The sequence below is a fragment of the Colwellia sp. genome (assembly GCF_013215345.1).
In the GTDB taxonomy this organism is placed as follows: Bacteria; Pseudomonadota; Gammaproteobacteria; order Enterobacterales; family Alteromonadaceae; genus Colwellia.
In genome coordinates, this window is sequence record NZ_JABSOV010000013.1 from 41,326 (window position 1) to 56,585 (window position 15,260).

Below are 15,260 nucleotides of genomic sequence, written 5' to 3' on the forward strand. Positions count from 1 at the left end.
TGCCGGTTAAGTTGTTTAGCAGTAACCAAATGACATTAATCTGTCATAGCGTTGCTCAATCAGCTCATCTTTACTTAAGCCTTCTAAGTCAGCTAGGTCCTTCTTAAGTGCTTGCTTAAGATGTGCTGCCATAAGATCCATATCGCGATGTGCTCCACCTAATGGCTCTTCAACAATAGTGTTGATTAAATCTAATTCTTTAATGCGAGTAGCAGTAATGCCCATAGCTGCAGCTGCGGTAGGCGCTTTCTCAGCCGTTTTCCATAAGATAGATGCACAACCTTCAGGAGAAATTACTGAGTAAGTTGCATATTGCAGCATGTTTACTCTGTCACCAACACCAATGGCTAAAGCGCCACCTGAGCCACCTTCACCAATTACAGTACAAACGATAGGTACAGTTAAACGTGCCATTACTTTTAAGTTACGGGCAATCGCTTCACTTTGACCACGCTCTTCCGCACCAACACCAGGGTAAGCACCAGGAGTGTCGATAAAAGTGATGATAGGCATATTAAAACGTTCAGCCATTTCCATTAAACGTAGCGCTTTACGGTAACCTTCTGGACGCGGCATACCAAAGTTACGTTTAACTTTCTCAGCGGTTGAGCGGCCTTTTTGATGACCAATAATCATCACAGGTTTGCCATCTAAACGTGCGGTACCACCAACAATGGCACTATCGTTTGCATAAGCGCGATCACCGGCTAATTCATCAAATTCAGTAAAGATACGCGGAATATAATCAAGTGAGTAAGGACGTTGTGGATGACGTGCTACACGTGCAGTTTGCCATGGGTCAAGATTGGCAAATATTTTCTTAGTTTGCTCTTTGTTTTTTTCGCGCAACTGCGTGATTTGCTCTTCTAAATCAAGATCAAGCTCTTGGCCGTTATTAACCAACTCTAGCTCTTCAATTTTTGCATCAAGTTCAGCAATAGGCTGCTCGAAATCTAAAAAGTTTAATGACATGCTTATTTTTACCTAATAAATCTAGTTAATTTTTAAAATAGTTTTTAAACTATGCAAACATATAATATTAATCAATATAGCTTTGTTAATATATTTTGTTGAATAGTAAGTTATTTAAATTCCATGGCGACACAGTCGTCACCAAGCAATGTTTTTAATTCGTATAGCAACATATCGGCTGGCGTTACTCGCCATTGCACGCCTAACTCGAGCATAGCTTGAGCTTCTTCGCGCTGATAAAAAACCCGCACTGGACAGGTACCTTCTTTAAAAGGCGTTAACACCTGAGCAAACTGCTCGATAAAATCATCTGCTATCAAGCTCTTATCGACTTTAACATCAATTGAGCTGAGATAATTTTCACGCGCGGCAGTGACGGTCATTATATCCCGAGCGGTCATTGTATTACCACCTGAATAATCATCAAAGCTGACCTGTCCGCTACAAACCAAAATAGCGTCATTTACTAGCAGTTCAGCGAAGCGATCATAGTCATCAGGAAAGAGTCGAATATCCATTCGGGCACTCTTATCATCCAAGGTCACTAATGCCCAGCGACGCCCGCGCTTATTGACTAACACGCGTACACCAATAACTAAACCAACGGCTACTGCTTGGCTATCACGACCGGTAGGTTGCATCGCAACCAGTCGATTAGAAGAATATTTTTTTATTTCACTCAAGTAACGATTAATTGGATGACCGGTTAAATAAAGACCTAAAGTTTCTTTTTCACCGTCAAGCCAAACTTCTTCCGCCCAAGCTCTTACCTCTTTATAAGATTGTCTAGAGTCTGTTTGTTCATCATTGATCAAACCAAATAAATCATTTTGTCCTAATGATTCCGCCTTGGCATGCTGCTCTGCGGCTTTAATCGCTTCAGGCAGGCTTTCAAAGAGTGCCGCACGGTTAGCGCCCTGCTCGGTGACAATACCTTTTTGATATTTCGGCCCTAAGCTATCCATAGCGCCCGATTTAATTAATTTTTGCAGTACGCGCTTATTAGTTTTCTTCAAATCAAGACGAGCACAGAAATCAAATAGGTCGGTAAAAGGACCTCCTGCTGTGCGTGCGGCAATAATGGCTTCAATAGGGCCTTCACCGACACCTTTAACGGCACCTATGCCATAAACAATTTGATCTTCTTCATTGACGGTAAATTTATACTGCCCAGCATTTACATCAGGTGGTAATAAGTCGATATCCATATTGCTACATTCATCAACTAAAGTAACAATCTTCTCAGTATTATCCATATCCGCTGACATAACCGCAGCTAGAAAAGGTCCCGGAAAATGGGTTTTCATCCACAATGTTTGATAGGAAACTAAGGCATAAGCGGCAGAATGAGACTTGTTAAAACCATAACCAGCAAACTTCTCTACTAAATCGAAGATTTTCATTGCCAGTTCGCCATCAACACCGCGATCTATAGCACCTTTTTCAAAGCCCGCACGCTGCTTGGCCATTTCTTCTGGCTTTTTCTTACCCATGGCACGACGCAACATATCTGCGCCACCAAGTGAATAGCCCGCCAGTACTTGCGCAATTTGCATGACTTGTTCTTGGTACAAAATGATGCCGTAGGTTGGCTCAAGAACGGGTTTTAAATCAAGATGCTGCCAGGTTTCATCTGGATAGCTAACTTCTTCACGACCATGTTTACGCTCGATAAAGTTATCCACCATGCCTGATTGCAATGGCCCAGGGCGAAATAATGCCACCAGAGCGATAATATCTTCAAAACAATCCGGTTTTAGTTTCTCAATTAACGACTTCATGCCGCTAGATTCAAGCTGGAATACGGCCGTGGTTTTCGAGGCAAGTAATACCTTAAAACTGGCTCTATCTTCCAGATCGATTTTAGTGATATCAATAGGCTCTTTGCCAGCTTTAAGCAATTTCACATCAGCCATTTCAATGGCCCATTGCAAGATTGTTAACGTTCTTAGCCCTAAGAAATCGAACTTAACTAAACCCGCATCTTCAACATCATTTTTATCAAACTGGGTAACCGGGTTTTTACCTTCGTCATCACAATAAAGTGGCGCAAAATCTGTGATGGTAGTCGGAGAAATAACCACGCCTCCGGCATGTTTACCAGCATTACGCGTAGTACCTTCCAGAATTCGGCACATATCAATAAGATCTTTGACTTCCGGATCTTGTGCATAAATTTCAGGTAGCTTAGGCTCTTCTTCAAAGGCTTTAGCTAAGGTCATGCCAGGTGTTGGCGGAATAAGCTTTGAAATTCGGTCAACAAAGCCGTATGGATGACCGAGTACACGACCAACATCACGGATAACGGCTTTCGCCGCCATGGTACCAAAGGTGATAATTTGCGAAACCGCATCACGGCCATAAAGCTCGGCCACATGGTCAATAACTTCATCACGTCTGTCCATACAAAAATCGATATCGAAATCTGGCATGGAGACACGTTCAGGGTTTAAGAATCGCTCAAATAACAAGTCATATTCCAAGGGGTCGAGATCGGTAATATCAAGTGAATAAGCAATCAAAGAGCCAGCACCTGAACCACGACCAGGGCCTACGGGTATATTATTATCTTTACTCCACTGGATAAACTCCATAACAATCAGGAAATAACCAGGGAAGCCCATATTATTAACAACTTCAAGCTCTATTTTTAAGCGTTCATCGTAGCGCACTCTAATTTGGGCAAAGTCTTCGGCATTACGATCAAATAGTTGGTCGAGACGTTTTTCCAAACCTTCTTCTGAAACTTTAATAAAGAAATCATTAATCTCCAAACCTTCGGTTGGGAAGTCCGGTAATACATATTCGCCTAGGGTGACGGTGACATTACAGCGCTTCGCTATTTCAACGCTGTTGGTTAGAGCTTCAGGTATGTCACTGAATAGTTCACACATTTCAGCTTCGCTACGCAAATACTGCTGCGTACTGTAACGCTTCGGGCGCCTCTTATCATCAAGGGTAAAGCCGTCATGAATGGCCACGCGAATTTCATGGGCATCAAAGTTTTCAGGTTCGAGGAACATCACTTCATTAGTGGCAACTACCGGCAAGTTTTGCTGCTCTGCCAGTGCTACGGCAAGGTGAATATAGTTTTCTTCATCTTCTCGACCCGTTCTAATTAGCTCAAGAAAAAAACAACGGTCAAAGTGTTGCTGATAAAAGTGAACCATCTCATTAACAAGTTCAGTATTACCTTTTAACAAGGCTTTACCAATATCGCCTTCGCGACCACCTGAAAGTATGATCAAACCTTCTTTATATTCAACTAACCATAATTTATCAATAACAGCCTTGTTTTGTACATGTCCACGCAGGTAGGCTTTAGAGATGAGTTCGGTTATGTTTTTATAGCCAACATTATTGGTAGTAAGTACCACAATGCGTGACAGCTCATCTTCTAGCTCATCACTTTTAACCCAAAAATCACAGCCAATGATCGGCTTGAGACCAGCGTTATGTGCAGCATGGTAATATTTCACTAGGCCGCATAAATTAGTCTGATCAGTTAGGGCTACCGCTGGCATATTAAGCTCAGCAGCTCTAGCGATGATAGGTTTAACCTTCTTTAGACCATCACACATAGAGAAATCACTATGTACACGTAAATGGATAAATTTAGGCGGCACATAAACGCTAGACTCGGTTTCGGTCGAAAGATCAGTCATGATTTCCCCCATGCTATTTGTCATGATAAGTACCTAGCACCCTAGCGACAGGTTTAAAACTTTGTCGATAGCAATCAAGTACACCATGCTCAATGATTTTTTCTAAATGTAACTTGGTTGGATAACCTTTGTGTTTGGCAAAACCATACTCAGGGTGGAGTTTATCTAGGGCGATCATTTCATCATCACGGGCGACTTTAGCAATAATGGAAGCGGCACTTATTTCGGCAACGCGCGCATCACCTTTTACCACAGCTAGGCTAGCTATTTTAGCACTTTGTGCTTGCTCATCACGGCTTGAGCTTAAAAAAGTTGGACAGCGATTACCATCCACTAGCACGAAATCAGGCTCTACGCTAAGCCCTGCTACAGCGCGTTGCATGGCAAGCATGGTAGCGTGCAAAATATTTAAGGTATCTATTTCTTGCGGGTTAGCGCGCCCTAATGACCAAGCAATAGCTTTTTCTTTTATTTCAATAGAAAGTAAAGCGCGCTTCTTTTCAGATAGCTTTTTTGAGTCCTTTAGCCCTTCAATCGGATTATCTGGGTCTAGAATGACTGCCGCAGTAACCACATCACCAACCAATGGACCACGACCAACTTCGTCAACACCAGCAATACAATAGGCGATGGGATACTCAAAATCTGGAAAAGTTTGCTTGCTCGGCATAAATTTAGTCTTATATTATTTATTAATTACTATTGATTGAAATTATTATTCAGCTAAAGGCTTAGTCGATAAAACATCAAGTACTGCTTTGGCTGCTTGCACACTGGCATCACATTTTAGTTGCTGGTGAATGGTAAGGTAGCTGTCATTAAGCTGGCTTTGATCTTGATATAAGCGCTCTTTGATTAACGGCACAATATTGTCAGGGCAAACTTCTTTTTGCAATAACTCCGGAACTAAAGACTTATTTGCTAATAAATTAGGCAGAGAGAACCATTTCAATTTAACCAACCAGCGAGCTAAGAGAAATGTTACTGGGCTGAACTTATAACAAATCACCATGGGTCTTTTTATCAAAGCGGCTTCTAAGGTGACTGTACCCGAGGCTGTTAATAAGCAATCACTGGCTGCCATCACCGCTTGGGTTTGATTGAGGATAACTGTTACCGGCAAGTCTGGGGCAAGCTCAGCTTTAAGGGTATTGAATTGCTCAGTGCGTTGTTCACTGATCATAGGTGCGATAAAAAGTAATTCACTATCTTGGGCGTATAATTGTTTGGCACTTTCAAAAAAGTCACTAAGTAAGCGAGATAATTCCCCACCACGACTACCGGGCATAAGTGCTAATATTTTTTGCTCTTGCGCTAAGCCTAGCTGAGCTCTAGCCGCCGATTTATCACTATGCATGGGGATATCATCGGCAAGGGGGTGACCAACAAAGGTACAAGGTACATTATGTTTATCGTAGAAGGCTTTTTCAAAAGGCAATAAAGCCAATACCATGTTAGTTGCTTTGGCTATTTTAAAAATACGCTTTTCACGCCAAGCCCATACAGACGGGCTAACATAATGCACTGTTTTAATGCCCTGAGCTTTAAGTTTCAACTCTAGACCAATATTAAAATCAGGCGCATCAATGCCAATAAATACGTCTGGCTTATGGCTGGTAAAATAATTGCTTAAGGTTTTACGGACATGCAGTAAACGTCGGATACGGCCAAGTACTTCTACTAGTCCCATCACTGACAACTCATCCATAGCAAATAGACTTTCAAAACCAAGTGCTTGCATTTTTGGACCGCCAATACCAATAAACTCAGCATTAGGGTGTATTTTACGTAATGAAGTTATCAGGCCTGCGCCTAGGGTATCACCTGAATGTTCACCAACAACAATAGCAAAGACAAGTTGTTGATGAGCTTTTTGATTCTGAGCAGTCATAGGCGTTAAAGGTACTTAAAGTGAACGGTACCTTTATTAACGGTACCTATAGTAACGGTATCTGTACAAAGTACAGGTATTAACGACACATGGTTAACGTACTAGGTTTAACGTACTAAATTTAATGTACCAAATTTAATGTACTAAGTTTAACGAATGATGCCGCGATTAGATTCTTTGATTGAATCACAAAACAGTTGTAATTCTGGGGATTGTGCTGGCATTTCGCTGATTAGCTTTAATGCTTCATCAACGGAAAAACCTTGGCGGTACATGATCTTATAAGCACGTTTAATGGTTAAGATAGTTTCTTTACTAAAGCCACGACGCTTTAGCCCTTCACTATTTAAACCAAAAGGTTTTGCTGGTTGCCCTGACGCCATAACATAGGCAGGCACATCTTTAAGTATTAAGGCATTACCGGCTATAAAGCTATGGGCGCCAATACGACAGAACTGATGTACTCCTACCATGCCACCAATAATGGCATGATCACCAACGTGAACATGACCAGCAATAGAAGCATTATTAGCAAAAATACAATGGCTGCCAACTATACAATCGTGGGCAACATGGGTATAAGCCATAAATAAATTATTACTGCCAATTTGAGTAATACTATTATCTTGAATAGTGCCACGGTGAATAGTACAGGACTCACGAAAGGTATTATTGTCACCAATAACTAACTCTGTTGGTTCACCTGCGTACTTAAGATCCTGACAGTCTTCACCAATACTGGCGAATTGAAAAATACGGTTACCTTTACCTAACCGTGTTGGGCCATTAATAACCACATGTGAGCTAATTTCACAGTTATCACCAATAACAACATTACTGGCGATATAGGTCCATGGACCTATGGAAACATTTTTGCCAATCACTGCGCCTGGCTCAATAATAGCTTGGGGATGAATCATATGTTTAATCTTCTACTGGATAAGTGAGCGTTTGTTATTAAATAAAAGTTATAAGGCGCGACGTGCACACATAAGATTGGCACTACAAACTACCTTGCCATCAACCCTTGCCTCACCATAAAACTTCCACATGCCTCGACGCTCTTTAAGCAGTTCAACATGTAAATGCATGGTATCACCGGGTAATACCGGCTTTTTAAACCTAGCCTTGTCTATTGAAGCAAAAAGGTACATTTCATTATCTTCACGACCTTCTGTACTTTTAAAGCCAAGTATACCCGTTGCCTGTGCTAAGGCTTCTAAAATTAAAACACCAGGAAATATTGCTAACTCCGGAAAATGGCCAGTAAAAACAGGTTCATTTATCGTAACATTTTTTATCGCATGTAACGTTTTCCCTGGTTCATGATCTATAACTTTATCAACTAATAACATTGGGTATCTGTGCGGTATCAATGTTTTTATTTCGTTAAGATCTATTGGTTTTTTTACAGTTTCCAAATGAATATTCCTTGTTGGCTAGCGCGATTAGTTAATAGAGAACTAATCGCTTACTATATATACGTCCGCATCGTCTTGAATGATGGAAGAGACTTTGCAGCATTTTACGCATTGGCGGGGTTAATAGCTAGTTATTCGCGAGTAATTTTTCTAACTCTTTCACTCGTTTGGATAAGCTATCTAGGCGCCTAACCCTAGCATTGGTTTTATTCCATTCTTTATTTGGCGCTGCTGGCATACCAGAAGAATAAACACCTGCGTGAGGGATATCTTTGGTTACCATAGCCATACCGGTAAAAACACAATTATCAGCAATATTGATATGGCCATTTACGCCAACCAAACCAGCAATGGTACAGTTTTTGCCCATTACTGTACTACCGGCAATGACACTACAAGCCGCCATCGCAGTATTTTCACCAACGATAACGTTATGGGCAATTTGTATTTGATTATCTAAAATCACCCCATCTCGTATTTCGGTATTGTCCAATGCACCACGGTCAATGGTAGTACTGGCACCAATTTCGACGTGATTACCAATAATTACACTACCCAACTGGGGGATTTTATGCCATTTGTATGGGCCCTTCACTGGCGCATAACCAAATCCATCAGAGCCAATAACGGTATTAGCCTGAATTAAACAATGGTGACCAATTTGAACTTGATGGTAAATAGTAATATTTGCCCAAAGCGTAGTCGCTTCGCCAATTTTTACTCCTTGACCAATAAAGCAGCCCGCACCAATGCTGACGTCATCAGCTAATTGAGCGCCAGATTCAATCACGGCATTAGCACCAACACTGACATTTTTACCGATAACAACATTATCCGCAATAACGGCACTTGCATGGATACCACAGGCAACTTTTGGCGTGCTGTTAAGTAAATTAGCAAGAATGGCATAACCCATATAAGGGTTAGCCATCACTAGGGCACTGACAGGACAAGACTCAACTGCATCGGCAGTAACAATTACTGCGCTCGCCTTGGTTGAACTAAGTTGTTGCTGGTATTTGCTATTAGATAAAAAAGCCACCTGCCCGCTAGCTGCATTTGCTAGCGTTGCTAAGCCACTTATTTCAACTGAAGCCGCTTGTGCATCATCTAGCTCTGCTGGAACTACTAATTTAGCATCTAGCTTGATAGCTATTTCAGCTAGGGTGTAAGTCATATCATTGCCTTTTATTACAATTATTAAGCCAATAAGTCGTATTAATAATGATTGTTAACAGCCTATTCAAATTTACTTAAGCTTACTTACATGCTCTACCACAAGATCAGTAATGCTAGCACCCGGTTTAGAGTAAACTACCGCTTGTTGAGAAAGTACTAAATCATAATCTTGTTTAGCCGCAATATTATCAACAGCTTGACGAACTAAAGCGATGATTTTATTAGTCTCTTGGTTTTGACGTTGAGTCGCTTTTTGCTGTAGTGCTTTGCCCTTTACTTGGTACTCTTGAAATAAAGACTTAATTTTAACATCTAATTCTTCTTTTTCTTTAACACTCATTAATGAGCCATCACGCTTAAGTTTTTCTTGATAATATTTAATATCTTTTTCAAGTTGAGTGATGATAGCTTTTTCATCTTTAAACTCGGCTTCTAAACTTTGCATTAAAGCTGCTGTTTGCGGAATTTTACCCATAATTTCTTGAAAGTTTACTACGGCAATTTTTTGATCAGCAGCCATTGCCGAACTTGCTAATAACATACCTGACGCAGCTACGCCCATAACCATAGTTTTGATAACTTTATTCAACGTTGTTCCCCTTTATTTATTATTTATTATTTATTTCTAGCCATTAATAATGACAATTTTCTAGTCGGACAATATAGCAAGATTAATTCATTTAACGTAGCTAAAATCTACTGGTTAAAGTGACTTAAAACGTTTTACCAATATTAAAGCTAAAGCCTTCTGTATCGTCACCTTCTTCTTCTCTAATTGATTTAGAAAAACTAAAAATCATTGGCCCCATCGGTGAAAGCCACTGAATTGATATACCTACTGAACTACGAAAACGTGTTGGATCAGAAAAATCAACAATCTTCTCGTACTCATTCGGCGCTAGATCTTGGTAATCGGCTACATTAAACTCGGTATCCCAAACACTACCTGCATCCCAAAAAATACTAGTACGGACACTATTACTATAACTTTCATCTAAAAATGGTGTTGGCACTATCAACTCTATACCCGCAATTGCCATAGCATTACCACCAACAGAGCTTGGGCTAACATAAATAGAGGCATTGTCAGGACCTAAACAACAGCCACCTGGAATTGATTGTGGCGTACGATATATTGCTCGTGGACCAATAGTATTGTTTTCAAAACCACGTAAGGTATCTGCGCCACCAGCACTAAAATTTTCCCAGAATGGTAACAATTGGTCATTACCATCAACGGTTCCGTAACCATTGGCATAACCTAGCTGTATGCGAGTTAACACCGACCACTTTTGACTACGAGTTAATGGGAAATAAAACTTGGCATCATAATTTAGTTTGAAATACTGTAAATCAGACTTTGGTGAGGTCATTTTTGCATTAAATCTTTGTGATGAACCTGCCGTTGGGAAAGTACCACGGTTTAAAGTACTACGAGATAAACCGGCATTTAAATCTAATGTTTTAAAAGTTAACTGACCATCGGGATCATTAGGGTCAGCATAAATATCATAGAAGTCTTGAATTTGATCATAGGCTTGCAATTGTGATATTTGGTTAAACTTCCAACCGACACCAAAGTTTAATCGTAAGTATTCATTAACTGGGAAGCCCCAATTTAGACCAGCACCAAAGGTTTTATTTTTATAATCAACCATATTGGCATTACCGGCATCGTATTCGCTATAGTAAACTTGTCCGCCAAGAGAAATGGCATCGACAGTAAAATACGGGTCGGTATAAGAGATGGTGGCACTTTGTTGATAATAATTTTTGGCGACATTAAAACCAAGCTGGTTACCTGTACCTAAGAAGTTATTTTGCTGAACGCCAGCGTTTAAGCTTAATTTGGTTTCTGAGCCATAACCAATACCCGCATTAAAAGAACCTGATGGTTGCTCTTTTACGGTAAAGTCAATATCAACTAAGTCGTCTTCGCCTTGAATTTGTTTCGTTTCAAACTCAACAGTTTCCATGTAAGGCAGACGCATCAACCAAGATTTTGATGACTCTACCACGCCATTGGATAACCAAGCCCCTTCCATTTGACGCATTTCACGGCGCAAAACATTATCAGCCGTGACATGGTTGCCGGTAAAGTTAATGCGATTAACATAAACACGTTTACCTGGGTCAATGGATATAGATAATTTAACGGTATGATTTTCATCATCAACTTCAGGAATGGTTCTTACTTTAGGGTAAGCATAACCGTAACGTCCTAAAAACTTACTAATAACCTCTTCGGTGTATGTGACTTCTGCACCGTTATACAATTCATCTGCTTGCAGAGGGTTTATGGCACGAATAGTATTTTCAAAACCAGCCATATCACCAATAAAGTCAACTTCACTAATAGTATAAGTCTCCCCTTCGCTGACATTTAGCGCGATATAAACCGCCTTTTTATCTGGGGTCATTGATACTTGAGTAGAGTCTACTTTAAAACGTAAATAGCCGCGGTTAAGATAATAACTATTAATTGTTTCCATATCTCCTTGCAGCGCTTGTTTCTGGTACCTATCTTGCGCCATAAAGTTCCACCATGGCGAATCAAAGCTCAACTCTATTTTATCTAATATTTCTGCATCAGAAAAAACTTCATTACCGACAATGTTAATTTGTTTAATGGAAGCGGAGTCGCCTTCAACAAAAGTAAATTCTAAGATAACTCGATTTCTCGGTAAATGAGTGATTTTAGCGGTAACTTTGGCATTATATTTACCGACACTGTGGTAAAAGTTTTCTAAGCCCATTTCGATGCCTGAAATGACAGTACGATCAAGGGTTTCACCAACACGAATATTACTACCATCAAGGCTTTCGGTTAACTGCTCATCTTTAAGATCGCTATTACCGTCAAAGATTATATCACTGATAGTTTCTCGCTCTTTTACCCGATAGACCAAGCGGTTGCCATCACGGTAAACACGGATATCATTAAAATGACCCGACTGATAAAGTGACTTAATTGATTGTGATATTCTAAATTCATTAATATTATCACCAACATTAAAGGGAATATGAGTTAATGCAGCACCTAAAGCAACTCGCTGCAAGCCCTTAACTTCGATATCTTCAACTTGAAAGCTGAGTGCAGCTTGGGCGCTTTGTGCCGATGTACTTAGGGCATCATGCTGCAGACCTTTACCGTTAATATCTTTAACTTGAAAGCCTGTTTCAGCTTGAGCATTTTGTGTCGATGTTCCTAGTGCACCTAACAGGAGGGCAAAGGCAATTTTTTTCATGATCATAAATTATAAACTTCGTTACTTCTTTTTATAAAAACTATTAGCTACACACTCAAGACATTACTATTGCGCTAACTCTCAACTAAAATCGTAAATAAACAATTCATCTTTGCATATTCTCTAAGACACATCCTTGAAGTTGGTCTATTAAACTTTCTCCCGTATTGCGCTCAACTTTCCCTCTAAAGGCGGTAACAGTATCACAGCTAGCAGGAATAAGTGTTGTTCTTGCTTACGTTACCCTAAAACCCGACTAAAATCATTGAATAAGCCAATGGCCATTAACATCAACAATGCCAATGCACCAAATTTAAAGCCAGCTTCTTGAATCTTCTCGGGCACTTCTTTCCCGGTAAAAAGCTCTATAACATAATAGAGTAAGTGTCCGCCATCAAGTACTGGTAATGGTAAAAGGTTAATTATTCCTAAATTAATACTAATTAGCGCTAAAAAGCCTAGAAAATAAACAAAACCATGACTAGCACTGCTACCTGCTCCTTGAGCAATACCAATGGGTCCACTTAAATTCTTAACGGATACATCACCGGTGATTAACTTACCAATCATACTAAATGTTAAGGTGGTTAAATTCCAAGTTCGTTGTGCACTTTCCTTTATCGCCTCAATTGGGCCATACCTTAACTCAATTAATAGTGACTCTGGCCAGGCATCTACTCTAGGTGCTACACCTATATAACCAATAACTTTCCCAGCTTGCTCAACACTGTTAGGCGTCACAGCTAAAGTCAGTAGCTCACCATTTCTTTTGACGGTGATTAAGACTTCTTCTGCTGGAAATTGTTTTATTTCCTTAGCAAAGCTTTGCCAGTCACTTGTCTTTACATTAGCCACTGAAATAAGGGTATCACCCACTAATAACCCTGCTAATGCTGCCGGACTTTCTTCTGCTACCGCGGATAATTCATTATGCACATTAGGCCTGAAAGGGGTAATACCTAGACTGGTAAGCGCTGAGGTTTTATCCGGTGAAAACTGCCAGTTACGGGTATCTAAAATAAAGCTAGAAATATATTGGCTATCTGCTTGTTTGGTATTTATGGTGATTTTGTCATTGCCAATTTGTCCAATAAGCGCCAGATTAACTTCCTGCCAATCTCGAGTAACATTACCGGCAACACTAACAATTTCGCTGTTATTACTTAGTTTAGCTTTACCCGCAATTGAGCTTGGCGCTATATCACCAATCACAGGTTTTACCCCAGGCACGCCAATTAAGAACATCAGGTAGAAAGCAAATAAAGCAAAGATAAAGTTAGCTAAGGGCCCTGCCGCAACAATGGCTATGCGTTGATAGACGCTTTTGCTATTGAAAGTTTTATCTTTATCTTCAGGCTGAACATCATCAACACGTTCATCGAGCATTTTGACATAACCACCAAGTGGTATCATGGCCAAAACATATTCAGTGCCATCTTTAGCTGTTTTGCGCCAGATTGCCCGGCCGAAGCCAACAGAAAAACGTTCAACTTTAACGCCGTTCTTTCTAGCAACCCAAAAATGACCATATTCGTGCACTGTCACTAAGATGCCCAACGCGACAACAAATGATGCTAGGTTCCACAAAAAATCAAACATGTTATTTATTACCCTTTAGCATTACAGACATTTATTGGTATTAAAATCAGCCAATAATGTTTGTGTAAAAATGCGCACTTGCTTATCAAGGGCAATCACCTCGTTTATATTATCTACCTGTTGTGAGACAAATTTTTTCACAGAAGTTTCATTTATTTTAAATATATCGGTAAATTTTATTTTTTCGTCTAAAAAAGCAGCAACGGCTATTTCATTGGCGGCATTAAGCGCAGTACAGGCTGCTTGCCCTTGTTTACAAGCATCGATAGCCAATTTTAAATTTGGGTAACGAGCAAAATCGACTGGTTGGAATTCGAAAGAGGCGGTATTAAAAAAGTCTAAAGGAGCAACACCCGACTCTATTCGCTCTGGAAAATTCAAAGCATGAGCAATTGGCGTACGCATATCAGGATTACCCATTTGAGCAATAACTGAGCCGTCTTTGTATTGTACCATGGAATGTATGGTACTTTGTGGATGCAAGACCACTTGAATATCTTCAGCTTCGATATTAAAAAGCCACTTGGCTTCAATAAATTCAAGACCTTTATTCATCATAGTGGCAGAGTCTACTGATATTTTTCGGCCCATATCCCAGTTTGGATGGTTACAAGCTTCTTGTGGAGTTACCGTTGCTAATGTATCGATAGCTCTTGTTCTAAAAGGCCCACCTGAGCCAGTTAACAGTATCTTACTGATGCCGTTGGCTAGCAGTTGGCATTCACCAAGATTAGCTTGCTGCTGAGCGGGTAAACATTGAAAGATAGCATTGTGTTCACTATCAATGGGTAGCAATTCAGCACCCGAAGCTTTTACCGCCGCCATAAAAATAGCACCTGAAGTAACTAAAGCTTCTTTATTTGCCAGCAAGACCCGTTTGCCTGCATTTACAGCCGCAAGCGTAGGTAATAGACCTGCAGCGCCAACAATAGCCGCCATTACCGTATCAGTAGATTTACATTGAGCAAGTTCAATTAAGGCTTGCTTGCCTGACAACACAGTAATATCGCTAAGATTAGCGCCCTTAAGCTTTTCAGCCAATAGCTTGGCATGATCACTTGAAACTAGCACCACTTGCTGTGGTTTGAATTCAAGGCATTGCTCAAATATCACATCAACGCTAGCGTGAGCAGCTAAACTGATCACTTGAAACTTATCAGGGTGAAGACGCACCACATCTAAGGTACTGCTACCAATAGAGCCCGTTGAACCTAAAATACAAAGTTGACGTTTAAGCACGTATATACCTCACTTTTCTAATCAAAAACTAATCAAAACACTAACA

At 40.3% G+C, this 15,260-nt stretch carries 11 protein-coding genes; all 11 read right to left on the reverse strand.

The window, feature by feature from the left end; genetic code table 11:
- Window positions 1–15: 15 nt before the first annotated feature.
- The 11 genes from accA to ispC all read right to left on the reverse strand — a co-directional run bounded on the left by accA (window position 16) and on the right by ispC (window position 15,214).
- Window positions 16–972, reverse strand: coding sequence for an acetyl-CoA carboxylase carboxyl transferase subunit alpha (gene accA / locus HRT50_RS02610; RefSeq protein WP_291611050.1), 957 nt, complete (start codon window positions 970–972; stop codon window positions 16–18).
- 110 nt (window positions 973–1,082) lie between these two features.
- Complete coding sequence (dnaE, locus tag HRT50_RS02615; RefSeq protein WP_291611108.1) at window positions 1,083–4,637, reverse strand: DNA polymerase III subunit alpha; 3,555 nt, start codon at window positions 4,635–4,637, stop codon at window positions 1,083–1,085.
- 13 nt (window positions 4,638–4,650) lie between these two features.
- Window positions 4,651–5,307, reverse strand: coding sequence for a ribonuclease HII (gene rnhB / locus HRT50_RS02620; RefSeq protein WP_291611052.1), 657 nt, complete (start codon window positions 5,305–5,307; stop codon window positions 4,651–4,653).
- A 45-nt stretch (window positions 5,308–5,352) separates the two neighbouring features.
- On the reverse strand, window positions 5,353–6,528 hold the full coding sequence (gene lpxB / locus HRT50_RS02625; RefSeq protein WP_291611053.1) for a lipid-A-disaccharide synthase: 1,176 nt from the start codon (window positions 6,526–6,528) through the stop codon (window positions 5,353–5,355).
- A gap of 149 nt (window positions 6,529–6,677) precedes the next feature.
- Window positions 6,678–7,448: an acyl-ACP--UDP-N-acetylglucosamine O-acyltransferase gene (gene lpxA / locus HRT50_RS02630; RefSeq protein WP_291611055.1), complete on the reverse strand. Its 771-nt coding sequence runs from the start codon at window positions 7,446–7,448 to the stop codon at window positions 6,678–6,680.
- 48 nt (window positions 7,449–7,496) lie between these two features.
- On the reverse strand, window positions 7,497–7,949 hold the full coding sequence (gene fabZ, locus HRT50_RS02635; RefSeq protein WP_291611057.1) for a 3-hydroxyacyl-ACP dehydratase FabZ: 453 nt from the start codon (window positions 7,947–7,949) through the stop codon (window positions 7,497–7,499).
- A gap of 127 nt (window positions 7,950–8,076) precedes the next feature.
- The gene (gene lpxD / locus HRT50_RS02640; protein WP_291611059.1) at window positions 8,077–9,126 is read right to left on the reverse strand and encodes a UDP-3-O-(3-hydroxymyristoyl)glucosamine N-acyltransferase; all 1,050 of its coding nucleotides are present in this window, start codon (window positions 9,124–9,126) and stop codon (window positions 8,077–8,079) included.
- Between the two features lie 72 nt (window positions 9,127–9,198).
- Window positions 9,199–9,717, reverse strand: coding sequence for an OmpH family outer membrane protein (locus tag HRT50_RS02645; protein WP_291611061.1), 519 nt, complete (start codon window positions 9,715–9,717; stop codon window positions 9,199–9,201).
- A gap of 124 nt (window positions 9,718–9,841) precedes the next feature.
- Window positions 9,842–12,382: an outer membrane protein assembly factor BamA gene (bamA, locus tag HRT50_RS02650; protein ID WP_291611063.1), complete on the reverse strand. Its 2,541-nt coding sequence runs from the start codon at window positions 12,380–12,382 to the stop codon at window positions 9,842–9,844.
- A gap of 234 nt (window positions 12,383–12,616) precedes the next feature.
- The gene (gene rseP, locus HRT50_RS02655) at window positions 12,617–13,975 is read right to left on the reverse strand and encodes a sigma E protease regulator RseP (RefSeq protein WP_291611065.1); all 1,359 of its coding nucleotides are present in this window, start codon (window positions 13,973–13,975) and stop codon (window positions 12,617–12,619) included.
- A 21-nt stretch (window positions 13,976–13,996) separates the two neighbouring features.
- A complete protein-coding gene (gene ispC, locus HRT50_RS02660; protein ID WP_291611066.1) occupies window positions 13,997–15,214 on the reverse strand; it encodes a 1-deoxy-D-xylulose-5-phosphate reductoisomerase in 1,218 nt (405 codons plus the stop codon).
- Between the last annotated feature and the right edge of the window lie 46 nt (window positions 15,215–15,260).

Coding starts and splice junctions, on each gene's coding strand:
- accA (WP_291611050.1), bottom strand. CDS start 972: ATGTCATTAAACTTTTTAGATTTCGAGCAGCCTATTGCTGAACTTGAT.
- dnaE (WP_291611108.1), bottom strand. CDS start 4,637: ATGACTGATCTTTCGACCGAAACCGAGTCTAGCGTTTATGTGCCGCCT.
- rnhB (WP_291611052.1), bottom strand. CDS start 5,307: ATGCCGAGCAAGCAAACTTTTCCAGATTTTGAGTATCCCATCGCCTAT.
- lpxB (WP_291611053.1), bottom strand. CDS start 6,528: ATGACTGCTCAGAATCAAAAAGCTCATCAACAACTTGTCTTTGCTATT.
- lpxA (WP_291611055.1), bottom strand. CDS start 7,448: ATGATTCATCCCCAAGCTATTATTGAGCCAGGCGCAGTGATTGGCAAA.
- lpxD (WP_291611059.1), bottom strand. CDS start 9,126: ATGACTTACACCCTAGCTGAAATAGCTATCAAGCTAGATGCTAAATTA.
- bamA (WP_291611063.1), bottom strand. CDS start 12,382: ATGATCATGAAAAAAATTGCCTTTGCCCTCCTGTTAGGTGCACTAGGA.
- rseP (WP_291611065.1), bottom strand. CDS start 13,975: ATGTTTGATTTTTTGTGGAACCTAGCATCATTTGTTGTCGCGTTGGGC.